The sequence below is a fragment of the Streptomyces cyslabdanicus genome (assembly GCF_052663305.1).
Genome location: NZ_JBQRUW010000050.1, coordinates 23,422 through 46,803 on the forward strand (window position 1 = coordinate 23,422; position 23,382 = coordinate 46,803).

A 23,382-nucleotide genomic window follows, 5' to 3' on the forward strand; every position below is an offset into this window, starting at 1 on the left:
CGCGTGTCGGCTACGACGGGCGCGCCCGACCCATGTCGCGGAGGAAGGTCTCCGGGTCGTCCGCGAAGCCGTGGACGCCGGGGCGGAACTCCCAGGTGCCCGCCTCGTTCCGCGCGAACTCCGCGACCGTGGCCGCCGTCGCGCCGAGCACGCCGCCGAAGTCGTCCTCGGCGAGGACGGTGTAGCCCTCGCTCACGCGCATTCCCGCAGCGAGTACGCCGGCGAAGGTGCGGCGCACCGGACGCTGCTGGATGACGACGCCGACCACCACGCGCGCGTAGCCGTCGTCGAGCCGGTCGAGTTCCAGCGTCATGACCTCGTCCCATCCGAAGCCCTGGCCGTCCCTGCTGTCCCGGTTGAGAAAGATGGTGCCGTCCGGGGAGCGGCTGTCGAAGTGCACCACGTAGGCCGGATCACCCTGCGGATCGCCGGCCTGGTACGTCGCGGCGACCAGATCCAGATCAGTGGGTGGCTGCCCGGCGGGACTGGGATCCCACTTGACCGCGACCTCGACCTTGCCGATCCCCTTGCTGAGTCCGCTCATCCGACTCCCCCTTGCCCGGCCCGTGCGCCCTCTGCCCCAACTTCCCTTCCAAGGAAGCCTGTTGTCCATCGTGCCACGCGTGCGGGGGCGTTTGTGTGGGCGCTGTCCCCACGGGAGTGACCGATGCCACGTCCCAGGGCCTTACGATGGCGCGGTGCTGGTCAAGTGGATTCGCTGCACCGTGGTGGACCGCCGGGGCTTCGAGCGGGGGCAGCGGAAGTGGGCGGGGCTTCTGGGGGAGCCGGGGTTTCGGGGACAGGGGGGCGGGTGGAGCCGGGCACGGCCGGGTGTCGCGCACATCTTCGCCTTCTGGGAGAGCCGTGCCTTCTACGACTCGTTCATGGCCCGCTCCCACGACCGGCTGGCGGCGGCACAGGCCGCCACCTTCAAGGACGCCCAGGTCCGGCTGTTCGACCACCGGTTCGATGTGAAGACGGGCTTCGAACCCCGCTTCTCTGACGCCGACCTGCTGCGGGTCGCCCTCTGCCGGGTCCACGAGGAGCGCGCCGAGCACTTCACGCTGATGCAGGAGAAGGTCTGGAACCCGGCGATGGCCGGCTCGCCCGGCATGGTGCGCGGCCTGTTCGGTGAGGCCCCCGGCAACGAGTTCCTCGTACTGTCCATGTGGCAGTCCTCCGCCGAGCACGGCAAGTACCGCACGGAGCGCGTGGAGCGCCTGGCGCTGCGCGCCCAGACGGAGGCCGACATGGCGTCGCTCACGGGCGACATCGTGGAACTCGAGAGCACCTGGACGGTCTGACGGCGGACGGTGGCCCGCGGGTCGGTGCGGCGCACGCCGTGCGACATATGTGATCTGCGCCGTACGAGGCCCGCGCGAGTCCTCGATCGGCACCCACCCGATCTACTGTTCTGGCATGGCACGACCACGGCGCATCATCCTTGTCCGGCACGGCGAGTCCACGGGCAACGTCGATGACTCCGTTTACGAGCGCGAACCCGACCATGCGCTGGCGCTCACCGAGCGGGGCCGGCGACAGTCGGAGGAGACCGGCAAGGAACTGCGGGAACTGTTCGGACCCGAACGCGTGAGCGTCTACGTCTCCCCCTACCGGCGCACCCACGAGACCCTCCGCGCCTTCCAGCTGGACCCCGACCTCATACGGGTGCGCGAGGAGCCGCGGCTGCGCGAGCAGGACTGGGGGAACTGGCAGGACCGCGACGACCTGCGCCTTCAGAAGAGCTACCGGGACGCCTACGGGCACTTCTTCTACCGCTTCGCCCAGGGCGAGTCCGGCGCCGACGTCTACGACCGGGTCGGCGGCTTCCTGGAGAGCCTCTTCCGCAGCTTCGAGGAGCCCGACCACCCGCCCAACGTGCTCCTGGTGACCCACGGCCTGGCGATGCGGCTCTTCTGCATGCGCTGGTTCCACTGGACCGTCGGCGAGTTCGAGAGCCTTTCGAACCCGGGGAACGCCGAGATGCGGATGCTCGTTCTCGGGGACGACGGCAAGTACACGCTCGACCGTCCGTTCGTGCGGTGGCGTGAGCCGGAATGGTACGGGATCACTGGATGGAGCGGTTGAGCGATGACCTTTGACTCCTCTCCGGGCGTACGCCTGGAGCGCGCCCTGGCCAGCGCGCGCGGGCTCGCGGTGGGGGACGCGCTGGGCTCCCAGTTCTTCGCTCCGGTGAACCATCCGCTGCTCAGGCGCCGCGAGCTGCCGTCCGGCCCGTGGCAGTGGACGGACGACACCGAGATGGCCTGCTCCGTCATCGCTGTCCTGGCCGCCCACCACCGGGTCGACCAGGACGCCCTGGCGCAGTCCTTCGCCCGGCGGCACGCACCGGAGCGCGGGTACGGCGCGGGGACGGCCGGGCTGCTGCGGCGGATCAGCGAGGGCGGCGACTGGCGGACACTGGCACCCGCGCTGTTCAAGGGGCACGGGTCGTGGGGGAGCGGCGCCGCGATGCGCACGGCGCCGCTCGGCGCCTGGTACGCGGACGACCCGGAGCAGGCCACCCACCAGGCCGAGATCTCCGCCTACCCCACCCACCAGCACCGTGAGGCCGTCGTGGGCGCCATGGCCGTGGCCGCGGCCGCCGCGCTGGCCGCCGCCCCCGGCGGCCCGCCGAGCGCGGAGGCGCTGCTCGGCGGCGTCATCGACCTCGTACCGGCCAGAAGCGCTGTGGGCGCCGGTCTGCGGCGCGCCCGCGACATGCTCGACTACGACGACGCGGCCACCGTCGCCGCGGTCCTCGGCTGCGGACGGCGCACGACGGCGCACGACACGGTGCCCTTCGCGCTCTGGTCGGCCGCCCGGTCCCCGGCCGACTTCGAGGACGCGTTCTGGACGACTGCCCGGGTCGGCGGTGATGTGGACACCACCTGCGCCATCGTGGGCGGCGTGCTCGCCTCGGGGAAGGCCGGGGCTCCGCCCGTCGAGTGGGTGCGGCGTACGGAGGCGCTGCCTGACTGGGTGCCGTCGTCCCTGTGATCTCCGCTGTCCCTGTGATCTCCGCTTCGCGGGCCGTTGCTCGTGCAGGGGGCGAGTGGCCGGTGCTTCGCGGCCGCGCGCTTCGCACATGGATTCACGAATGCGACCCGAAGCGGGCGCGTCGCTTCCAGGTCTGATCTCCGAGGGGCGGTCGAGCCGACGAGCAAGCTTCCTTGCGGACGTCCTCACCCCTGGAACACGGCCGGGAAAGCGAGGTCCGGGGCGGCGAACGGCCCTGTGTACGAAGTCGTCCGGACCGCTGTGACGCGCCGCGCCGGAATGTGCGCGAGCGAATAATCGGGCCGTGTTCCCCAAGGGGTGACCGGCCGGACGGCGGTTCCGTCGTCGTCCCCGACCGGCCACTGACCGCCCGGGTGCGGGACGCCCCGGCGCATGAGGGAACCAGGGTGTCGCAGCAGGATCGGGGCAGCGTACGCTAAGGGCGCCATGCCGTACGAACCACCTACTCACACCGTCGAGCGCTCCCTCAGGGCCACGACCGGAGCGAAGGTCATTGCCGGTGTCGACGAGGTGGGGCGCGGCGCTTGGGCCGGACCCGTCACCGTCTGCGCGGCGGTCACCGGACTGCGCCGGCCGCCCGTGGGGCTCACCGACTCCAAACTGCTGACCGTCAAGCGACGCACCGAACTCGCCGCGGTACTGCGGGAGTGGGTGACCGCGTACGCTCTCGGGCACGCCGGCGTGGAGGAGATCGACGACCTGGGGATGACGGCGGCGCTGCGGCTCGCAGCCGTGCGCGCCCTGGAGGGGCTGCCCATCCCTCCCGACGCGGTCATCCTCGACGGGAAGCACGACTACCTCGGCGCCCCGTGGAGGGTCCGTACGGTCATCAAGGGCGACCAGTCGTGCGTGGCTGTCGCCGCGGCGTCGGTGATCGCCAAGGTTCACCGCGACAAAATGATGGCCGAACTGGGTGTCGAACATGCAGACTTCGGCTTCGCGGCCAATGCCGGGTATCCGTCGCCCGTGCACAAGGCCGCGCTGGAGGAGCGGGGACCCACCCCGTACCACCGGATGTCGTGGGCGTATCTTGATGCGCTGCCCCGGTGGCGGCACCTCAAGAAGGTCCGCGTCCGGGCAGACGGAGGCGTTCCGGAGGTCGAGGGCCAGCTCGGCTTCGACTTCTGATCGTTCCCCTCGGCCCGATGTGCCACCCGCTCACGCGAGCCGCACCAACGTTTGATAAACATCAGCTCATGCCTCTCATTCCCGAGGAGCCTCAGATTCACGAGAGTGCCCAGGGTCCCCGCGCCACGCCGTCCGCCGGACGCACCGCGCCGACCCCTCGCCCCGTTCCCGGCCCCCGTCCCGCGGCCCCGCCGCGCCCCGGGCGCCCAGGTCCCGCACGGCCCGCGCCGCCGGCGCAGCGCGCGCCACGGGAGTCGGCACCGGCCAAGCCCGGACCGTCCCGGCCGACCGCCCCTGCCGCCTCGGCGGCCCCGCAGATCCAGATGGTCCCGGCTTCCGCCGACGGCGCGCTCGACGCCGCCGAGGAAGCGGTCGACCTGCTCCTGGAGTCGGGCCGTGCCCCCGGCGACGTACTGGTGATCACCACCGGTGAGTCGCATCCGTGGGCCGCGCACGAACTGTCCTTCGGTGAGACGTCCTACTGGGCGCAGCACGACACACGCGACGACGTGTTCTACGCGGACGCCGCCGTGGCCTCGCGTGCCGCGTCCCGCCCGGTGGTCGTGGTCGCCGTCAACGGCGGCGCCCAGGCCGCTGCTGCCACGGCCCTGACGCTGGCGCACACCAAGGCCGGGGCGCTGCTGGTCGTCTGCGGCGACCCGCAGCAGATCAACTCGGTGCTGGGCGCGGCTGTCTGAGCCGCGGCCGGCCCGTCCGGCGGTCCTGAGCCCGCGTGGCTTCGAGCCTGTGCGGTTCGAGCCTGTGCGGCTTCGAGGCCGTCCGGCGGTCCTGAGCTCTCTTCTGGTGGTCGTGAGCCCGCCGGGGGCCGAGGGAAGGCGACGTCGTGCCCGCCGCGCCGTCCTGCCGGCGGCGGGGCCTTCGTCGTGCGTACTCCGCTTGACCGTCCGGCATGGGCGGACGACCGGGGTGTGCCGTCCGTCAGCGGGCCGCCGCGCGGCGCAGCACCTCGGAGGCCGCGCCGCCGGTGCGCGGCAGCGGGGACAGGGCCTCGGCGGCACCGAAGGGCTCGGGCGCCGAGTGCGCGTGCGGCCGCCGGCCCCCGCGGCCCTCGCCGAGAACCTGCCAGCCGTCCCGGGTCAGCGTGACGTACGCCCCGCAACGCAGCCCGTGCAGCGTGCAGGCGTCACGCAGCCCCCACATCCACGCTCCGTCCTCCTCGGTCCAACGCGCGTCCCCGTCACGGCAGTAGAGCAGTACGGCAGTGCGTACCGGGGTGCGGCGCCGCAGATCGTGCGGGATGATCTGGCGCAGTTGGGCCAGCAGCACGTTGCGGAACATCCAGCCGTCGGCAGCTGCCTGCCGACGCGCGAAGGAGGCGCTCGCCCGCAGCCGCTCGTCCGGGTCGAGGACCGCGACCACGGCGGTGGCCGGCCTGGGGTGGTGCCGGGCGTGCAGTCCGCTGACGACCTCCCGCGGATTGCGCAGCAGAGGGATGCCCGCGGCCGCCCACTCCGCGGGTTCGAGTACACGGTGGACGGAGGCGGCGGACGTCGACAGCGATGCCGCCGAGGACGGAGCGAATCCGAAGGTCACGTTCCTCCCTTCGGCTGTGCGCCCACACTGCGCGCGGGGTCGGATTCGGGGGAGCGCACACCGCAGGAGAGCCCTACCGGCCAACGGCTGAGCCGTGCGGGGAGCGGAGTTCAATTCTTCCTGTCGAACTTGGATGCGGCAACGAGCAATTGAGGGCACCGGCCGTTATCGGCTGACCCATGGCATATATCCCTACCCGGCGCTCCTCCCGCGACTCCCGGGACCGCCCGCGCCGTGCACAGGGGCCGCGGACGCGCCCCGTCAGCCCTGCACTGCCAGGACCAGTGGCATCACCGCCTGCGTACCGGTCCTTCTGAGCAGGCGGGCGGCGACCGCGAGGGTCCAGCCGGTCTCGGTGAAGTCGTCCACGAGCAGCACCGGGCCCGGGTTGGCGGCCAGGGCGGAGACCAGAGCGGGCGGTACGGTCAGCGCCCCGTCCAGGGCCTTCAGGCGCTGGGCGCTGTTGCTCCGCGGCACCCGGCGCGCGTCCGGCGTGTACTCCACGCCGCCCAGCAGCGGCAGGCGGCCGACCTCCGCGATGTGCGCGCCCAGGGAGTGGATCAGCCGGGGCCGGGTGCGAGAGGGCATGGTGACCACGCCGACCGGACGCGGCCCCGCGTCCACCGCGCCAGGGGCCCAGCCGCCGGGTCCCTTCGCCCAGTCGGCCAGCACGTCCACCACGGCCCGCGCCACGTCTTCCGGCAGGGGAGCGTCGGCTGTGCGGGACGCGAGCATCGGCCGCAGCCGGTTGCCCCAGCCGATGTCCGAAAGGCGTCCCAAAGCCCTTCCCTCAGCGGCCTGTTCACTGGCCGGGATGCGTCCTCTGAGATCGACGCCGACCGTCGGCAGACCCGTCGGCCACATACGGCGGGGCTGCACCTCCACACCGGCCCGGCCGAGGTCCACGCGCGCGGCGTCCAGCGCCCCGGTGGAGGTGTCCGCGGTGAACCGGGCGCCCGCGCAGTTGTCGCAACGGCCGCAGGGCCGGGCGCTGTCGTCGTCGAGCCGGCGTTGCAGGAACTCCATCCGGCAGTCCGTCGCCGCCGCGTACTCGCGCATCGCCTGCTGCTCGGCCTCCCGCTGCCGGGCCACCCACTCGTACCGTTGCGCTTCGTACGTCCACGGCCGGCCGGTCGCGATCCAGCCGCCCTTGACCCGCTTGACCGCTCCATCCACGTCGAGCACCTTGAGCATCGCCTCCAGCCGGGAACGGCGCAGCTCGACCAGGGGCTCCAGGGCGGGCAGCGACAACGGCCCCTCCGTGCGGCCGAGTACGTCGAGGGTGCGGCGCACCAGATCCTCGGAGGGGAAGGCGAGCGACGCGAAGTACTCCCAGATCGCCTCGTCCTCCTTCCCGGGAAGCAGGAGCACCTCGGCGTGCTCCACACCGCGGCCCGCGCGGCCCACCTGCTGGTAGTAGGCGATGGGGGAGGACGGTGACCCCAGGTGCACGACGAAGCCGAGGTCGGGCTTGTCGAAGCCCATGCCCAGCGCCGAGGTGGCGATCAGGGCCTTGACCTTGTTCGCGAGCAGGTCCTCCTCGGCCTGCTGCCGGTCGGCGTTCTCCGTCTTGCCCGTGTAGGACGCGACGGTGTGGCCGCGCTGCCGCAGGAACGCGGTGACCTCCTCGGCCGCGGCCACCGTGAGCGTGTACACGATTCCGGAACCCGGCAGGTCGTCGAGGTGGTCGGCGAGCCAGGCCATCCGGTGCGCGGCGTCCGGCAGCCTCAGCACGCTCAGGCTGAGGCTCTCCCGGTCCAGCGGGCCGCGCAGCACCAGGGTGTCCGAGGCGTCGCCGGTCCCCAGCTGTTCCGCGACGTCCGCGGTCACGCGCGCGTTGGCGGTGGCGGTGGTGGCGAGGACGGGGACGCCGGGCGGGAGCTCGCCGAGCATGGTGCGCAACCGCCGGTAGTCCGGCCGGAAGTCGTGGCCCCAGTCGGAGATGCAGTGCGCCTCGTCCACCACGAGGAGTCCCGTCGCGGCGGCGAGTTTGGGCAGGACCTGGTCGCGGAAGTCCGGGTTGTTGAGCCGCTCTGGGCTGACCAGGAGGACGTCGACCGCCCCTTCGGCGATCTCGCTCTGGACGGTGTCCCACTCCTCGGTGTTCGCCGAGTTGATCGTTCGGGCGTGGATGCCGGCGCGGGCAGCGGCCTCGACCTGGTTGCGCATGAGGGCGAGGAGTGGGGAGACGATCACGGTGGGGCCGCTTCCGCGTGCCCGGAGCAGGGAGGTGGCCACGAAATAGACAGCGGACTTTCCCCAGCCGGTGCGCTGCACGACCAGGGCCCGGCGCCGGTCGGCGACCAGGGCCTCGATCGCCTTCCACTGGTCCTCGCGCAGTCGGGCCGTGCCCGTGCTGTCGGCGACCAGGCGGGCGAGGACCGTGTCGGCCGCCTTCCGGAGGTCGGCGTTGCTCGTGTGCTCCATGCGTTCCATACAACAGGACGGCAGTGACAACCGGGAAAAGCCGGGGCGGTCGGGAGCCCGGTGGTCAGGAAATCGGTGGCCAGGAATCGGCGGTCGGGAGCCCGCGGTCGGCGGGCCGGACCACGCGCGAGGGCTGCGGTTGACGTGTCCTCGTCCAGAGTTGTCCACAGGCTCAAGCGGACTTTTGCATTCCGCGAGATCGTCATCACATGACGAATCACAGCGAAACGACCGGATCCTTCGAAAACGGGGACATCGCGTACGACGGATCCACCCCCGAACACCAGATCACCCTTCGCACCCCGGCCGAACTCGCCGACGCCCTGCCCTATCTGCTCGGGTACCGCCCCGAGGACAGCATCGTCCTGGTCGCGCTGAACGACCGGGGCGGGCGCGGCCGGTTCGGCGGCCGTGCCCGGCTCGGCATTCCCGCCGGCACGGACGACTGGCCCTTCGCCGCCCGTCAGCTGGCCCACGGCCTGATCGCGGGAAGCGAGCGCAGGGGTGCCAAGCCCGAGCAGATGGTGGCCTTCCTCTGCCAGGAGCCGGCGGCGGGCGAGTCGGGACGCGACGTCGTGCGGAGGCTGGAGCCGCTGGCCCAGAAACTGCGTACGGAATGCGGCCGTCTCGACGTCCCCGTGATCGAGGCGTTGTGCATCTCCGGCGGGCGCTTCTGGTCGTACTGCTGCCCGACCGAGGGATGTTGTCCCAGCGAGGGGCTGCCCATGGGACTGCCCGGCACCTCCGTGCTGGCCGCCGCGGCGGCGTACGCGGGCATCCAGGTCAGGGGCAGCCTGAAGGAGCTGCGGGCCAGGATGCTGCCCTGGGAGACCGCCGCGGCCCTGGAACAGGAGATCGCCCTGGACGCCGCGGGCCTTTCCCTGGTGCCCAGGATCCTCGACGAGGCCGAGCGCGCTTCGGTGGCCGAGGAGACCCTGATTCTCGCCGAGCGCGTCATGACCCGGTTCGCCGAGGCGCCCTTCCTGCTCGGTAGCGTCCGTGAGGACCTCCGTGACGACCAACTGCTCGACCACGAGGAAGCGGCGTCACTGATCCTCGGCCTCCAGGACCGTACGACACGCGACCGTGCCGCGGCGTGGATGGAGGGGGACGAGGCCGAGCCGGCCCTGCGGCTGTGGCGGGCGCTCGCCCGCCGCTGTGTAGGCCCGTACGGAGAGCACGCCGCGGCGCCCCTGACCCTGGCCGGCTGGGTGGCCTGGTCGGCCGGGGACCAGCTGGAGGCCCGGGAGGCCCTGGCCATGGCTCTGGGCGCGGACCCCGACTACCTCTTCGCCCGGCTCCTGCACCAGGCCTGCAACGAGGGGCTGGACCCCGAGTCGGTCCGGCGCTGCCTGCGCACGGAGCGCCAAGGGCGCGCACGGTCGACGGTCCCGGACGCGGGTCCCGTCGCGAGAGCGGCCGAGGTCGACACCCCGCGGGGCGAGCCGGCCGTCGGGGACGACATGGCAGCACGGGGCGACGTGGCATCAGGGGGCGTCGCGGCAGCAAGGGGAGACGTGGCCGCTGAGGGTGTTGGGGACGCCGGGGGCGCTGGGGACGCCGGGGACGACGAGGACGCCGCTGTGCCGCACGAGGTGAGCGGAACCGATGGCGGTGCTGTCCCGGTGGCTCCTGACCCGGCGTCCCGCCGTCGTCGCCGGACGCGCGTGGGCGAAGCCGTGCCGGCCGGGTCGCGCCCCGGGACCTCACGGACTGACGGCGCGCGCCCGGGCCTCTCCAGGGCACCGGGGCGCCCGTGTACGCGCACCTCGGGACGGAGTGGAGCGCGTCGCCGGGGTGCCGACAGGCCGGGCACCGACCGGGGGAGCGGCGCCACCGAGAAGCGCCCGTGAACGAACGCCGGCGGGGCCCGCGGGGGAGTGGAGGACCGATGCGGATCCGCCATCGATGCGACCGGAGAAGGGAGTGTTTATCGTCAGGCAGACGACTATGATCGCGGCATGCCCTACGACCCGTCAGCCTTTCCGCCTTTCGCCGTCACCGTTGACCTGGTCGTGCTGACCGTGCGCCGCCACTCCCTGTGCGCGCTGGCGGTGCGCAGGGGCGAGCCACCGTTCCAGGGCCGGTGGGCGCTTCCCGGAGGTTTCGTACGGGAGGACGAGGATCTGGCGCAGGCGGCGGCGCGGGAGCTGGCCGAGGAGACCGGACTGTGCGTGCACGACCCGGTCGCCCCGGTCCAGGACCACGGTGCGCATCTGGAGCAGCTCGCGACCTACGGCGACCCCAAGCGTGACCCGCGGATGAGGGTCGTCAGCGTCGCGCACCTCGCCCTGGCTCCCGACCTGCCCGCGCCTCGGGCGGGTGGCGATGCCGACCACGCCCGTTGGGCACCCGTGGAGGAACTGCTGCAACAGGGTGGCTACGGCCGTGACGGAGAGCCGGTGGCGCCGCTGGCCTTCGATCACGCCCAGATTCTTGCGGACGGAGTGGAGCGGGCCCGTTCGAAGATCGAGTACTCCTCGCTGGCGACCGCGTTCTGTCCGCCCGAGTTCACCGTTGGTGAACTGCGCCGGGTCTACGAAGGGGTGTGGGGCGTGGCTCTCGACCCGCGCAACTTCCACCGCAAGGTGACAGGCACCCCGGGTTTCCTCGTGCCGACCGGAGGGACGACCACCCGCCAGGGCGGCCGGCCGGCCCAGCTCTTCCGGGCCGGGGGAGCCACGCTGCTCAACCCGCCGATGCTGCGCCCGGAGGTCTGACCCGCGTCCGTCTGTCGCCGCCGTGCGTCGGCGTGCGTCGGCGTGTTCGACCAGCGGATGACCGGGCCCGCCGAACCAATCCTGTTGCTTCGCGAGAGGAAGGGGCCAAGCAAGGGGCCGGCCAAGGAGCCGAGTAGGGTGGACAGTTGTCGAATGCGGGGCCCGACAGCCGGAGAGAGCGGACACGAGGGGCTCCCTTGCTGCGGGTGATCCAGGCCTTCGGGCCGACCAGCGATTCCCGAAGGATTTTCCGCGTGGCCACGGCGACTGCCGCGGCCGTCTCGGACTGCTCGCCGCGAAGCCGGTCGTGGCCGCCACCGCGACCGCGCTGACGGTCGTCTTCCTCACGGTCGGCTGCGATGTCGAGGTGTTCTGTGCCGTCCACGGGCAGGAGCTCACTCGGGTTCCCGGCGACTGGCTGTCGCTGGGCGTGAGTTGGATCGGCCTCGTGGCGGGATGCGCCCGGGCCGGGGTGCTGGCCGCAGGAGTGTTCCGGTCCACCACGGCGGGGCTCGCGACCGTGCCCGCCGTGGTGCAACTGATTGCCCAACCCGTGGGCGGCGCTCTGGCGTTGAAGCTCCCGCGCCGTTGTGCGCGTAGCTGCTGACCGCGCTGCGGAGCCGGAGCCGATGACGGCCGTTCGCTCCCTTTCGGTCGGGCTCTGTACGCAACTTCCCAGGGAGAGCCCATTTCTTTCCGATAAGGCGTCAATTGCGACGAAGTGAGCGATCACCCTTTCGTGTGCTTTTCACCAAAGCCCTCAAGGGAGTTGGAGGCGGCGCCGACAAAAGATCCGTGAGTACCCTTGCGCACACCATGATGACCGCCGCCCGCTCCGCAGACTCCGGCCTGGTCGGCCCGGGCGAACTCGACCGATACCCCTACACCGAGGCGACCGCCCCCGACCGCGTCGCGAGCCCCTCCTGGGAGGGGCCCGACCCGGAGCTGGGGCGCGTGGGCCGGCGTACCGCGGGCAGCCGCGGCCGCGGACTGCACGGCCAACTCGTCCAGCAGCTGGGACAGATGATCGTCTCCGGGGACCTGGGCGCCGACCGTCCGCTGGTGCCCGAGGAGATCGGCCAGCGCTTCGAGGTCTCCCGCACCGTCGTCCGCGAGTCGCTCCGCGTCCTGGAGGCCAAGGGCCTGGTCAGCGCCCGCCCGAACGTCGGTACGCGGGTGCGCCCGGTCAGCGACTGGAATCTCCTCGACCCGGACATCATCGAGTGGCGGGCCTTCGGACCGCAGCGCGACGACCAGCGCCGCGAGCTGAGCGAACTGCGCTGGACGATCGAGCCGCTCGCCGCGCGACTCGCCGCCGGGCACGGGCGCGAGGACATCCAGCAGCGCCTGTCCGACATGGTCGAGATCATGGGGCACGCCCTGGGGCAGGGTGACGCGCTCACCTTCTCCCGTGCGGATGCCGAGTTCCACTCGCTGCTCATCCAGATCGCGGGCAACCGGATGCTGGAGCACCTCTCCGGGATCGTCTCGGCCGCCCTCCAGGTGTCCGGCGGCCCCGTCACGGGCTGCGACCGGCCGAGCGAGGCCTCACTGGCGCAGCACGCCCGGATCGTCGACGCGGTCGCGGGCGGCGACGGCGCCGCGGCGGAAAGCGCCATGCGCCAACTGCTCACGGTGCACCCCGAGGTCGAGCGGGTGGTCCCCGCGCCGCGCGAGCACTGAACCGCTCGGGCATCGGTCCCTGTGTGGGCGGCACGGCCCGGGGCCTGCCGTCCTCCGGTGGGGTCCTGCGAGAGGCGGTTCGCCGGCCGACCGCGTCCGCAGGTCCGCGGGTCCCTCCGTGAACCGGCCGACGGGGGCGCGCGGGGCAGGACGAGCCGCGGGCAGGACCGGACGGGTCGCGGGTGAGATCGGCGAGCCGCGCGCGGGATCGTGTCCGTGGCGGCCGCCCCATTGCATCTGCCCACCTCTGACCGTTTTTACGCACTTACGGGGTGTGATTGGGGCCACGCAGATTGGGCGTAACACTCCTGGGTACAACGCGATGACCTAAGAGGTGACAGCCGAGGAAGGAATACGGACGCCGTGCACGGCGCTGTGCGACTTCCCGGCCCCCGCCCGCGCCGTCGGCCCAATCCCCAGGCCGGTGGTCGGCTCCTGTCCATGACGGACGGGGCCGGAAGCCGTTTTCCAACGTTCCGAGAGGTTGTTCGTGTCGGCCAGCACATCCCGTACGCTCCCGCCGGAGATCGCCGAGTCCGTCTCTGTCATGGCGCTCATTGAGCGGGGAAAGGCTGAGGGGCAGATCGCCGGCGACGATGTGCGTCGGGCCTTCGAAGCTGACCAGATTCCGGCCACTCAGTGGAAGAACGTACTGCGCAGCCTCAACCAGATCCTCGAGGAAGAGGGTGTGACGCTGATGGTCAGTGCCGCGGAGCCCAACAAGCGCACCCGAAAGAGCGTCGCAGCGAAGAGTCCGGCCAAGCGCACCGCCACCAAGACGGTCGCGGCGAAGACGGTGACCACCAGGAAGGCCACCGCCGCCGCTGCTCCGGCGGCGCCCGCCGTCGGCGCGTCCGTCGAGGACGAGGCCCCCGCGAAGAAGGCCGCTGCCAAGAAGACGACCGCCGCCAAGAAGACGGCGGCCAAGAAGACGACGGCCGCCAAGAAGACGACGGCCGCCAAGAAGACCAGCGCCGCCAAGAAGGACGACGCCGAGCTGCTCGAGGACGAGGTGCTCGAGGAGGCCAAGGGTGCGGAGGAGCCCGAGGGCGCCGAGAGCGCCGGCTTCGTACTCTCCGACGAGGACGAGGACGACGCGCCCGCCCAGCAGGTCGCCGCGGCCGGCGCCACCGCCGATCCGGTCAAGGACTACCTCAAGCAGATCGGCAAGGTCCCCCTGCTCAACGCCGAGCAGGAGGTGGAGCTGGCCAAGCGCATCGAGGCGGGCCTCTTCGCCGAGGACAAACTGGCGAACTCCGACAAGCTCGCCCCCAAGCTCAAGCGCGAGCTGGAGATCATCGCCGAGGACGGCCGCCGCGCCAAGAACCACCTCCTGGAGGCCAACCTCCGTCTGGTGGTCTCCCTGGCCAAGCGCTACACCGGCCGCGGCATGCTCTTCCTGGACCTCATCCAGGAGGGCAACCTCGGTCTGATCCGCGCGGTGGAGAAGTTCGACTACACCAAGGGCTACAAATTCTCCACGTACGCCACCTGGTGGATCCGTCAGGCGATCACGCGCGCGATGGCCGACCAGGCCCGCACCATCCGTATCCCGGTGCACATGGTCGAGGTCATCAACAAGCTCGCGCGTGTGCAGCGCCAGATGCTCCAGGACCTGGGCCGCGAGCCCACCCCGGAGGAGCTGGCCAAGGAACTCGACATGACCCCGGAGAAGGTCATCGAGGTCCAGAAGTACGGTCGCGAGCCCATCTCGCTGCACACCCCGCTGGGCGAGGACGGCGACAGCGAGTTCGGTGACCTCATCGAGGACTCCGAGGCGGTCGTCCCGGCCGACGCGGTCAGCTTCACGCTGTTGCAGGAGCAGCTGCACTCGGTCCTCGACACCCTGTCCGAGCGCGAGGCCGGCGTCGTCTCCATGCGCTTCGGTCTCACCGACGGTCAGCCGAAGACCCTCGACGAGATCGGCAAGGTCTACGGCGTCACGCGTGAGCGGATCCGCCAGATCGAGTCCAAGACCATGTCGAAGCTGCGCCACCCGTCGCGTTCCCAGGTGCTGCGCGACTACCTCGACTAGTCCGGTCGTATGACACAGAGAGCCCGGCCCCCGCGAGGGGCCGGGCTCTCCGTGCTGCGCGTCGCGCCACTCTGCATGACTCTGGGTGTTCCATGATCGCCCGAGAGTGAGGAGCATCCATGCGACGCCGTATTGCCCGTGCCCTGATCGGGCCGCTGGTCCTGGCGGCCGCGGGAGCCGCGATACCGTTGGCCACCGCGGCCCCCGTGGCCGCCGACAGCGTTGTCATCGGCGGTTTCCCCGGCGATGTCTCGCAGAGTCCGTGGACCGTGGCGCTCTCCAGCCGTGCCCGGTTCGGAGGCACCCGTGCGGGGCAGTTCTGCGGGGGCGTGGCCATCGGCCGCACCGCGGTGCTCACCGCGGCCCACTGCCTGTCAGCGGAGGCCGTGGGCGCGCCACGCACGCCGGATCTGAAGGTGATCACGGGACGCACGGATCTGCTCTCCGATCAGGGCAAGGAGGTCCCCGTGCGTGGCACCTGGATCAATCCGCACTACGACCCCGCCACCAATGCCGGTGACTTCGCCGTACTCACGCTTGCCGAGCCCTTGCCGAAGAGAGCCGTCATCCCCATGGCGGGCGCCGGCGACCCGGCGTACTCGCCGGGCACGAGTGCCACGGTCTACGGATGGGGGGACACCACGGGCGCCGCCTCCTATTCCACCAGCCTGCATGCCGCGTCCGTCCACGTCCTGCACGATGCGGAGTGCCAGAAGGCCTATCCGGGTGGCGGTGACGGTACGTACCGGCCCGAGAGCATGCTGTGTGCGGGGGAGAGTGGCGGAGGCCGGGACGCGTGCCAGGGAGACAGTGGGGGCCCGCTGGTCGCGCAGGGGCGGCTGATCGGCCTTGTGTCGTGGGGCAGCGGCTGCGGGCGCGCCGGGAGCCCCGGCGTCTACACGCGGGTGTCCGAGGTCGTCCGGGCGCTGGCCCGGACCGGCGCGAAGGCGCCGCGCCCGTCGTCCGTCGAGTCCTGATTGGCGTCCAGGGGCACAGGGACGGGCGGTCGCTCCTGGATGCCAGGAGCGACCGCCCGTTCACCGGCCTGCGCGGGAACTCGCTCGTCGGGCGGGATGTCAGCGCTCTTCGTCGGAGGCGTTCGCCGGAACGGCGGTCAGGCGCTCGGTCTCGTCCTGTATCTCAGCGGCGATCTTCTTGAGTTCTGGCTCGAACTTGCGACCGTGGTGGGCGCAGAAGAGCAGTTCTCCGCCGCTCAGCAGGACGACGCGCACATATGCCTGCGCGCCGCAGCGGTCGCAGCGATCAGCGGCCGTCAGTGGGCTCGCGGGGGTCAGAACAGTAGTCACGTCGCCTCTTCTCTAGCTCGACGAGCTGTCGTACCAGGGTCAACATCCAACCAGCCCCAAACGTTCCCGATCGTGGCTTTTCCTCGAAAAATCAATTCCAGGCCGGTTGGTTGCTGCCGGTTTGGCGGCGAATGTGCCGTATTGCGTGTCTATGTGTCGTACGGGTTCGCGCTGTCGGTCATGGTCGGTCCTCCCCGGCCGGGTTGCCGGTTGTGAATGAGGACGTGCCCGGAGCCTAAATGGTTCATGCCTCGAAGGGAACGTGATATGTGCTTCACTCGGCTGAAGGATCGAACGTGTATGCGACTCTCTACTAGTCTGGGTTCCTGTCGAGGGTTGCGTTACAAGGGCCCTACCAGGCCTCGGTACCCTCTGAGCGGCTACCCAAGCCGTGCCCGTACCCAACGGGACCCCAACTGAAATTCAGCGAGGAGCGAACCGCGTGACCGCCGAGACGTCCGTGCCGTCCACAGCGCTGCTGGCAGGAGCAGACCGCGACGGGTCCAACTACACCGCTCGGCACCTGCTCGTCCTCGAGGGACTCGAAGCCGTGCGCAAGCGTCCGGGCATGTACATCGGCTCGACCGACAGTCGCGGCCTGATGCACTGCCTGTGGGAGATCATCGACAACTCCGTCGACGAGGCCCTCGGCGGCTACTGCGACCACATCGAGGTCGTCCTGCACGACGACGCCTCGGTGGAGGTGCGGGACAACGGCCGCGGCATCCCGGTCGACGTCGAGCCCAAGACGGGCCTGTCCGGTGTCGAGGTCGTGATGACCAAGCTGCACGCAGGCGGCAAGTTCGGCGGCGGCTCGTACGCCGCCTCCGGCGGTCTGCACGGCGTCGGCGCCTCCGTGGTCAACGCCCTGTCCGCCCGGCTGGACGTGGAGGTGGACCGAGGCGGCCACACCCACGCCGTCAGCTTCCGGCGCGGCGTGCCCGGCGCGTTCACCGGGGGCGGACCCGACGCCAGGTTCGAGCCCGGGAGCGGTCTGCGCAAGGCCAAGAAGATCCCCAAGACCCGCAGCGGCACCCGCGTGCGCTACTGGGCCGACCGCCAGATCTTCCTCAAGGACGCCAAGCTCTCCCTCGAGACCCTGCACCAGCGCGCCCGCCAGACGGCGTTCCTGGTGCCCGGACTGACCATCGTCGTCCGTGACGAGTACGGCCTCGGGGACGGCGGCAGCAAGGGCGAGGAGTCCTTCCGCTACGACGGCGGCATCAGCGAGTTCTGCGAGTACCTGGCGAGCGACCGGGCGGTCTGCGACGTGCTCCGCTTCACCGGGCACGGGACCTTCAAGGAGACGGTCCCGGTCCTCGACGAGCACGGGCAGATGACGCCCACCGAGGTCACCCGCGAGCTCGGTGTGGACGTCGCCCTGCGCTGGGGGACCGGCTACGACACCACGCTGCGGTCCTTCGTCAACATCATCGCCACCCCCAAGGGCGGCACGCACGTGGCCGGCTTCGAGCAGGCCGTCACCAAGACCGTGAACGAGGTGCTGCGCGCCAAGAAGATGCTCCGCGTCGCCGAGGACGACATCGTCAAGGACGACGCCCTGGAGGGCCTCACCACGGTCGTCACCGTCCGCCTGGCCGAGCCCCAGTTCGAGGGCCAGACCAAGGAGGTCCTCGGCACCTCGGCGGCCCGCCGCATCGTGAACAACGTCGTCACCAAGGAGCTCAAGGCGTTTCTGACCTCCACCAAGCGTGACGCCGCACAGCAGGCGCGCGTGGTGCTGGAGAAGGCCCTCGCCGCGGCGCGCACGCGCATCGCGGCCCGCCAGCACAAGGACGCGCAGCGCCGGAAGACGGCCCTGGAGTCCTCCTCGCTGCCGGCCAAGCTCGCCGACTGCCGCAGTGACGACGTCGACCGCAGCGAGCTGTTCATCGTCGAGGGTGACTCCGCGCTCGGTACGGCGAAGCTGGCGCGGAACTCCGAGTTCCAGGCGCTGCTGCCGATCCGCGGCAAGATCCTCAACGTGCAGAAGTCGTCCGTCACGGACATGCTGAAGAACGCCGAGTGCGGCGCGATCATCCAGGTGATAGGAGCCGGCTCGGGCCGCACCTTCGACCTGGACGCGGCCCGCTACGGCAAGATCATCATGATGACCGACGCCGATGTCGACGGCTCCCACATCAGGACCCTGCTCCTGACGCTGTTCCACCGCTACATGCGGCCCATGGTCGAGGCGGGCCGGGTGTTCGCCGCGGTGCCCCCGCTGCACCGTATCGAGCTGATCCAGCCGAAGAAGGGCCAGGACAAGTACGTCTACACCTACTCGGACCGCGAGCTGCGCGACAAGCTGCTCGCGTTCCAGGGCAAGGGCGTGCGGTACAAGGACTCGATCCAGCGCTACAAGGGTCTCGGCGAGATGGACGCCGACCAGCTCGCGGAGACCACCATGGACCCGCGCCACCGCACCCTGCGCCGGATCAACCTCTCCGACCTGGAGGCCGCCGAGCAGGTCTTCGACCTCCTGATGGGCAACGACGTGGCACCCCGCAAGGAGTTCATCGCAAGCTCGGCCGCGACCCTGGACCGCTCGCGCATCGACGCCTAGCCAGGGCACACCGGTTCCCTTCGGCGCGGGCGTGGGCGCGGGTACAAGTGCGGGTGCGGGTCTTCCCTCCGGGGGAGGCCCGCACCGCCGTGTCGGTGCCGGCGCGGCCACCGACGGGCTGCGTCACCTGATGGAGTGAAGAGCGGAGAGAAGAGAAGTCAGGGAACTTCCGCTTCTGTCCATCCTTGGACATGCAGCCAAGCAACGACCGCTTCCGCGCCGGAGGTGGCGGTCCCGGGAACGTGCCCGGGACCGACGAAGGCCAGGATCCGGAGCCCGAGGACATCAGGTACCGCGACCCGTGGTACGACGCGCTGGCCTCCGGCTGGGGTGACGGCAACGGCACGGGAGCTCCCACCGCACCCGTACCGGCGGCCCACCGGGAGGGGGCGGCCGGGCCGGAGGCCGGCGCGGCGGCCGAGGCGTACCTCGAGGTGCAGCGCAGCGCGGCGTTCCAGGAGGTGCGCAACCGGTACCGGAGGTTCGTGATGCCGGCGGTCGCCCTCTTCCTCGCCTGGTACGTGGGATACGTCCTGACCGCGACGACCGCGCCCGGGCTGATGGCGCGGCCGGTGGTGGGCGCGTTGAACGTGGGAATGCTGGCGGGCCTCGGGCAGTTCCTCAGCACCTTTCTCCTCGCCTGGGCCTACGCCCGGCACGCACGGCTGCGCAGGGACCGGGCGGCGCTCGAACTGCGCTGGGACACACAGGAGCTGACGCGCGGCGTGCGCGGTGGTGCCTCGTGACGGGCAACCACCAGACGCTGGCGCTCGTCCTGTTCAGCGTGTTCGTGGCGGTCACTCTGGGGATCACCACCTGGGTGAGCCGCAACCGGCATGGATCCGCGGAGGAGTTCTACGCGGGCGGCCGGCTGTTCTCGCCCATGGAGAACGGTTTCGCCATCGCGGGCGACTACGCGTCGGCCGCCTCCTTCCTGGGCGTCCCCGGACTGATCGCCCTGTTCGGCTACGACGGGGTGCTGTACGTGGTGGGCTTCCTCGTGGCCTGGCTGGTCGTGCTCTTCCTCGTCGCCGAACTGGTCCGCAACTGCGGGCGGTTCACGCTCGCCGACGTGGTCGCGGCGCGGATGAGCGAGCGGTCGGCGCGGATCGCGGCGGGAACCTCCTCGGTCACCGTGTCCGTTCTGTACCTGGTCGCGCAGATGGTGGGCGCGGGCAGCCTGGTGGCGTTGCTCCTGGGCCGGACCGGCGCGGGGACGCAGGCCTGGACCGTCATCGGCGTCGGCGCCCTGATGGTGATCTACGTCTCGCTGGGAGGGATGCGGGCCACCACCTGGATCCAGATCGTCAAGGCGGTCCTGTTGCTGGGCGGCACCGTCGTGCTGACCGTGCTCGTCCTGGTCAGGTTCCACGGCGACATCGACCGGCTGCTGCTCACCGCGGCCGAGCGCAGCGGCCACGGCGACGCCTTCCTGGTGCCCGGACTGAAATACGGCGGGGACCTGACCGCGCGCCTGGACTTCATCAGTCTCGGTCTTGCGCTGGTGCTCGGCACGGCGGGGCTGCCGCACATCCTGTCCCGCTTCTACACCGTGCCGACCGCGCGGGCCGCCCGGCGCTCGGTGATCTGGTCCATCGGGCTGATCGGCGGCTTCTACCTGATGGCGATCGTCCTCGGCTTCGGCGCGGCCGCGGTCGTCGGTCCTGACGCCCTGCGCGGGTCCAACGCGGCCGGGAACACGGCGGTCCCGCTGCTGGCCCTCGACCTCGGCGGCGGCGCCGACTCCACGGCGGGGACGGTCCTGTTCGCGGTGGTGGCCGCGGTCGCCTTCGCCACGATCCTCGCGGTGGTGGCCGGGATCACCCTCGCCTCCTCGGCGTCGGTGGCCCACGACCTGTACGCGTCGCTGCGCCGCCGCGGCGCCCGGCAGTACGGCGAGGTGGCCGTGGCGCGCGTCGCCGCGGTCGGCGTCGGCCTGGTGGCCATCGCCCTCGGTCTGCTCGCCCGCAACCTCAACGTGGCCTTCCTGGTGGGCCTGGCGTTCGCCGTCGCCGCCTCGGCGAACCTGCCGGTGCTGCTGTACTCGCTGTTCTGGCGCGGTTTCACGACCCGGGGCGCGGTGTGGGCCGTGTACGGCGGACTGGTTCCCGCCCTCGGGCTCGTCGCGCTCTCCCCGGTGGTCTCCGGCAGCCCCGACGCGCTGTTCCCGGGTGTCGACTTCCAGTTCTTCCCGCTGGAGAACCCCGGCCTCGTCTCCGTCCCGCTGGGATTCCTCGCCGGCTGGCTCGGCACCGTCACCTCCACCGAGGTGCCGGACGAGGCCAAGCACGCCGAGACGGAGGTGCGGTCGCTGACGGGGGCGGGGGCCGTGTAGCGACGCCCGGCACCGCACCGCGGCGTCAGGAGCCTCCGTTCCGCCGTGCGGCGCGGGGAGGACGGGCTACGGCGCCACCCAGGCGTAGCGGTGCTCCGGCCGCCCCGTGTCGCCGTACTTCAGGGACAGGCGCAGGCGTCCGGCCTGCTCCAGGTGGCGCAGGTAGCGCTGGGCGGTGGAGCGGCTCAGGCCGGTGCGGGCGGCCACCTCATGGGCGGACAGGGGCTGGTCGGCGCGGTGCAGCACACCGCAGATGAGGTCCGTCGTCGGTTCCGAGTGGCCGCTGGGCAGCCCCGGGGACGCCGGCGCGGGCGCGGTGCGCAGGGCGCCGAAGATCCGGTCCACCTGCTCCTGCCCGGTGACGCCGCGTCCGCCGACGCGGTCGACGGTGCGGCGCAGGGCGGCGTAGGACTCCAGGCGGGTGCGCAGCGCGGCGAAGGTGAACGGTTTGACCAGGTAGTGCAGCGCGCCCAGGCGCATCGCCTGCTGGACGGTCGCCACGTCGCCGGCTGCCGTGATCATGATGACGTCGGTGCCGATGCCCTGTTCCCGCATGCGGTGGACGAGTTCAAGACCGGTGCGGTCGGGCAGGTAGTGGTCGAGCAGGACCAGGTCCATGCCACCGCGCTGCACGGTGGTCAGGGCCTGCGCGGCACTGTGCGCGCGGGCGGCCACCCGGAAACCGGGAACCTTTCCCACGTACTTGGCGTTTATCTCAGCGACACGGAAGTCGTCGTCGACCACCAGGACGTCAATCATCGGGCCACTTTCCCTGAAGGCCATGCGGGCGTTGAGCCGTTGTCCGGCTCCGTTGTTGTAGCGCGAGCAAAACGAGCACAACAGGTGCTTGCGAGCAAAAGAACGGATTGCGCTCAGAAGACTGCTGCTGTGGGCGGGGCCACATCTACCGTCCCGGCCATGAGCGCAGACACCAGCCCCGCCATCGAACTGCGGGGCGCGAGCAAAACGTTCAGGACCCCGTCCGGGGGCCTGCACACGGCGGTCCGGGACCTCGACCTCACCGTGCGGCGCGGAGAGTTCGTGGCCGTGGTCGGCCCCACCGGCTGCGGCAAGTCGACGACCCTGACCCTGGTCAGCGGGCTGGAGGAGCCCACCGAGGGTGATGTGCTGGTGGCCGGCGAGCCCGTGCAGGGCGTCGGCGGCAAGGTCGGCTTCGTCTTCCAGCAGGACGCCACCTTCCCCTGGCGTACGGTGCTGTCCAACGTGATGGCGGGACCGCGCTTCCGCGGCGTACCGAAGGCGGAGGCGAAGGAGAAGGCGCGCGCCTGGCTGGCCCGCGTCGGGCTCTCCGCCTTCGAGGACCGCTACCCGCACCAGCTCTCCGGTGGTCAGCGCAAGCGCGTCGCCCTCGCCGCCACCTTCGTCAACGACCCCGAGATCCTGCTGATGGACGAGCCGTTCTCGGCGCTCGACGTGCAGACCCGGGCCCTGATGTCGGACGAACTCCTGGAGCTGTGGGAGGGCACGGGCGCCTCGGTGGTCTTCGTCACCCACGACCTGGAGGAGGCCATCGCGCTGGCCGACAAGGTCGTCGTCATGACCGCAGGGCCCGCGACCGTGAAGCAGGTCTTCGACATTGGTCTGCCGCGGCCGCGCAAGGTCGAGCAGGTGCGCCTGCAGCCGGAGTTCATCGACATCTACCGCGAGATCTGGGATTCGCTCGGCGAAGAGGTCCGCATCACCCGTGAAAGAGGTGCGGCTCATGTCGCCTGAGGTTCTCAGCACTCCGGTCGCCGAAACGGTCAAGACCCCGGACCGCGCGCACTCCAGGGCCCGCGCCGCCCGCAGACGCAAGGTGGTCGTCGGCACCGCCCGCGCCCTGGTGCTGGTGGCCGTGCTCGGCCTGTGGGAGGTGCTGTCCCGGGCCGAGGTCATCGATCCGTTCAACTTCTCGATGCCCTCGAAGATCTGGGACCAGATCTGGACCTGGACCATGCACGGCACCGCGCAGGGCTCGCTGGGCGAGCAGATCTGGTACACGCTCTACGAGGCCCTGATCGGCTGGGTGTTCGGCGTGGTGGTCGGTGTGATCCTCGGTATCGCGCTCGGGCGCATCACCTTCCTCGCCGACGTCCTCGGCCCCTACATCAAGGTGCTCAACTCCCTCCCGAGGATCGTCCTGGCGCCGATCTTCGTGATCTGGTTCGGGCTCGGGCCGCTCTCCAAGATCGCCTCGGCCGTGGTGCTCGTGTTCTTCCCGGTGTTCTTCAACGCCTTCCAGGGCGCCCGGGAGGTCGACCGCAACCTGGTGTCCAACGCGCGGATCCTCGGCGCGAGCGACCGCAGGGTCACCTTCCAGGTGGTCATCCCGTCCGCGACCTCGTGGATCTTCACCAGCCTGCACGTCAGCTTCGGCTTCGCCCTCATCGGCGCCATCGTCGGCGAGTACATCGGCGCCACCAAGGGCATCGGCCTGCTGGTCGCGACCTCCCAGGGCACCTTCAACGCGGCCGGTGTGTACGCCGCGATGGTCATCCTCGCCGCGGTCGCGCTCGTCGCCGAGGGACTGCTCACCTTCACCGAGCGCCGCGTCTTCCGCTGGAAGCCGGCGGGCTCCGGGGACTGACGGCCCACTGCCGTACCGG

At 71.1% G+C, this 23,382-nt stretch carries 21 protein-coding genes; 16 read left to right on the forward strand and 5 right to left on the reverse strand.

Features of this window, described 5'->3' with window-relative positions:
* Window positions 1-10: 10 nt before the first annotated feature.
* The gene (locus ACTYVM_RS28470) at window positions 11-544 is read right to left on the reverse strand and encodes a TerD family protein (protein ID WP_445528698.1); all 534 of its coding nucleotides are present in this window, start codon (window positions 542-544) and stop codon (window positions 11-13) included.
* A gap of 154 nt (window positions 545-698) precedes the next feature.
* Between ACTYVM_RS28470 and ACTYVM_RS28475 the strand changes: the two genes are divergently transcribed.
* From ACTYVM_RS28475 to ACTYVM_RS28495, 5 genes are all read left to right on the forward strand, one after another.
* On the forward strand, window positions 699-1,304 hold the full coding sequence (locus tag ACTYVM_RS28475; RefSeq protein WP_445528699.1) for a YdbC family protein: 606 nt from the start codon (window positions 699-701) through the stop codon (window positions 1,302-1,304).
* Window positions 1,305-1,419: 115 nt separating this feature from the next.
* On the forward strand, window positions 1,420-2,088 hold the full coding sequence (locus tag ACTYVM_RS28480) for a histidine phosphatase family protein (RefSeq protein WP_445528700.1): 669 nt from the start codon (window positions 1,420-1,422) through the stop codon (window positions 2,086-2,088).
* 3 nt (window positions 2,089-2,091) lie between these two features.
* Complete coding sequence (locus tag ACTYVM_RS28485) at window positions 2,092-3,000, forward strand: ADP-ribosylglycohydrolase family protein (RefSeq protein ID WP_445528701.1); 909 nt, start codon at window positions 2,092-2,094, stop codon at window positions 2,998-3,000.
* Window positions 3,001-3,447: 447 nt separating this feature from the next.
* On the forward strand, window positions 3,448-4,149 hold the full coding sequence (gene rnhB, locus ACTYVM_RS28490; protein WP_445528702.1) for a ribonuclease HII: 702 nt from the start codon (window positions 3,448-3,450) through the stop codon (window positions 4,147-4,149).
* A gap of 68 nt (window positions 4,150-4,217) precedes the next feature.
* Entirely contained in the window at window positions 4,218-4,847 is a 630-nt protein-coding gene (locus tag ACTYVM_RS28495; protein WP_445528703.1) for a hypothetical protein, read from the forward strand.
* Window positions 4,848-5,088: 241 nt separating this feature from the next.
* On the opposite strand, the gene ACTYVM_RS28500 is transcribed toward ACTYVM_RS28495, so the two are convergent.
* Complete coding sequence (locus ACTYVM_RS28500) at window positions 5,089-5,703, reverse strand: hypothetical protein (protein WP_445528704.1); 615 nt, start codon at window positions 5,701-5,703, stop codon at window positions 5,089-5,091.
* A 261-nt stretch (window positions 5,704-5,964) separates the two neighbouring features.
* Window positions 5,965-8,130: a RecQ family ATP-dependent DNA helicase gene (locus tag ACTYVM_RS28505; RefSeq protein ID WP_445528705.1), complete on the reverse strand. Its 2,166-nt coding sequence runs from the start codon at window positions 8,128-8,130 to the stop codon at window positions 5,965-5,967.
* Window positions 8,131-8,339: 209 nt separating this feature from the next.
* On the opposite strand from ACTYVM_RS28505, the gene ACTYVM_RS28510 reads away from it, so the two are divergent.
* The 6 genes from ACTYVM_RS28510 (at window position 8,340) to ACTYVM_RS28535 (ending at window position 15,545) form a co-directional block, all read left to right on the forward strand.
* The gene (locus ACTYVM_RS28510) at window positions 8,340-9,983 is read left to right on the forward strand and encodes a DUF4192 domain-containing protein (protein ID WP_445528706.1); all 1,644 of its coding nucleotides are present in this window, start codon (window positions 8,340-8,342) and stop codon (window positions 9,981-9,983) included.
* Between the two features lie 108 nt (window positions 9,984-10,091).
* Window positions 10,092-10,850, forward strand: a complete 759-nt coding sequence (locus ACTYVM_RS28515) for an NUDIX hydrolase (RefSeq protein WP_400026719.1) — start codon at window positions 10,092-10,094, stop codon at window positions 10,848-10,850.
* Window positions 10,851-11,157: 307 nt separating this feature from the next.
* Window positions 11,158-11,457, forward strand: a complete 300-nt coding sequence (locus tag ACTYVM_RS28520; RefSeq protein WP_445528707.1) for a hypothetical protein — start codon at window positions 11,158-11,160, stop codon at window positions 11,455-11,457.
* Between the two features lie 188 nt (window positions 11,458-11,645).
* Window positions 11,646-12,533 (forward strand): FadR/GntR family transcriptional regulator, encoded by an 888-nt coding sequence (locus tag ACTYVM_RS28525; protein ID WP_445528708.1) that lies wholly within the window; start codon window positions 11,646-11,648, stop codon window positions 12,531-12,533.
* 490 nt (window positions 12,534-13,023) lie between these two features.
* A complete protein-coding gene (locus ACTYVM_RS28530) occupies window positions 13,024-14,568 on the forward strand; it encodes an RNA polymerase sigma factor (RefSeq protein WP_445528709.1) in 1,545 nt (514 codons plus the stop codon).
* 119 nt (window positions 14,569-14,687) lie between these two features.
* Window positions 14,688-15,545 (forward strand): serine protease, encoded by an 858-nt coding sequence (locus ACTYVM_RS28535; RefSeq protein ID WP_445528710.1) that lies wholly within the window; start codon window positions 14,688-14,690, stop codon window positions 15,543-15,545.
* Between the two features lie 99 nt (window positions 15,546-15,644).
* Here the strand turns inward: ACTYVM_RS28535 and ACTYVM_RS28540 are convergent, their stop codons facing one another.
* Window positions 15,645-15,875, reverse strand: a complete 231-nt coding sequence (locus ACTYVM_RS28540) for a DUF7455 domain-containing protein (RefSeq protein WP_445528711.1) — start codon at window positions 15,873-15,875, stop codon at window positions 15,645-15,647.
* Window positions 15,876-16,317: 442 nt separating this feature from the next.
* Here ACTYVM_RS28540 and ACTYVM_RS28545 point away from each other — a divergent pair, with 442 nt between their 5' ends.
* From ACTYVM_RS28545 to ACTYVM_RS28555, 3 genes are all read left to right on the forward strand, one after another.
* Entirely contained in the window at window positions 16,318-18,441 is a 2,124-nt protein-coding gene (locus tag ACTYVM_RS28545) for a DNA gyrase/topoisomerase IV subunit B (RefSeq protein ID WP_445528712.1), read from the forward strand.
* 191 nt (window positions 18,442-18,632) lie between these two features.
* Complete coding sequence (locus ACTYVM_RS28550) at window positions 18,633-19,187, forward strand: DUF485 domain-containing protein (protein WP_445528737.1); 555 nt, start codon at window positions 18,633-18,635, stop codon at window positions 19,185-19,187.
* On the forward strand, window positions 19,184-20,776 hold the full coding sequence (locus ACTYVM_RS28555) for a monocarboxylic acid transporter (protein WP_445528713.1): 1,593 nt from the start codon (window positions 19,184-19,186) through the stop codon (window positions 20,774-20,776). Before ACTYVM_RS28550 ends, ACTYVM_RS28555 begins: the two co-directional genes overlap by 4 nt.
* 66 nt (window positions 20,777-20,842) lie before the next feature.
* Here ACTYVM_RS28555 and ACTYVM_RS28560 read toward each other — a convergent pair whose 3' ends face one another.
* Entirely contained in the window at window positions 20,843-21,535 is a 693-nt protein-coding gene (locus tag ACTYVM_RS28560) for a response regulator (RefSeq protein ID WP_445528714.1), read from the reverse strand.
* Between the two features lie 159 nt (window positions 21,536-21,694).
* Between ACTYVM_RS28560 and ACTYVM_RS28565 the strand changes: the two genes are divergently transcribed.
* Both ACTYVM_RS28565 and ACTYVM_RS28570 read left to right on the forward strand, forming a co-directional pair.
* Entirely contained in the window at window positions 21,695-22,510 is an 816-nt protein-coding gene (locus ACTYVM_RS28565; protein WP_445528715.1) for an ABC transporter ATP-binding protein, read from the forward strand.
* Complete coding sequence (locus tag ACTYVM_RS28570; protein ID WP_445528716.1) at window positions 22,500-23,363, forward strand: ABC transporter permease; 864 nt, start codon at window positions 22,500-22,502, stop codon at window positions 23,361-23,363. The genes ACTYVM_RS28565 and ACTYVM_RS28570 overlap by 11 nt, the downstream gene beginning before the upstream one ends.
* Window positions 23,364-23,382: the final 19 nt, after the last annotated feature.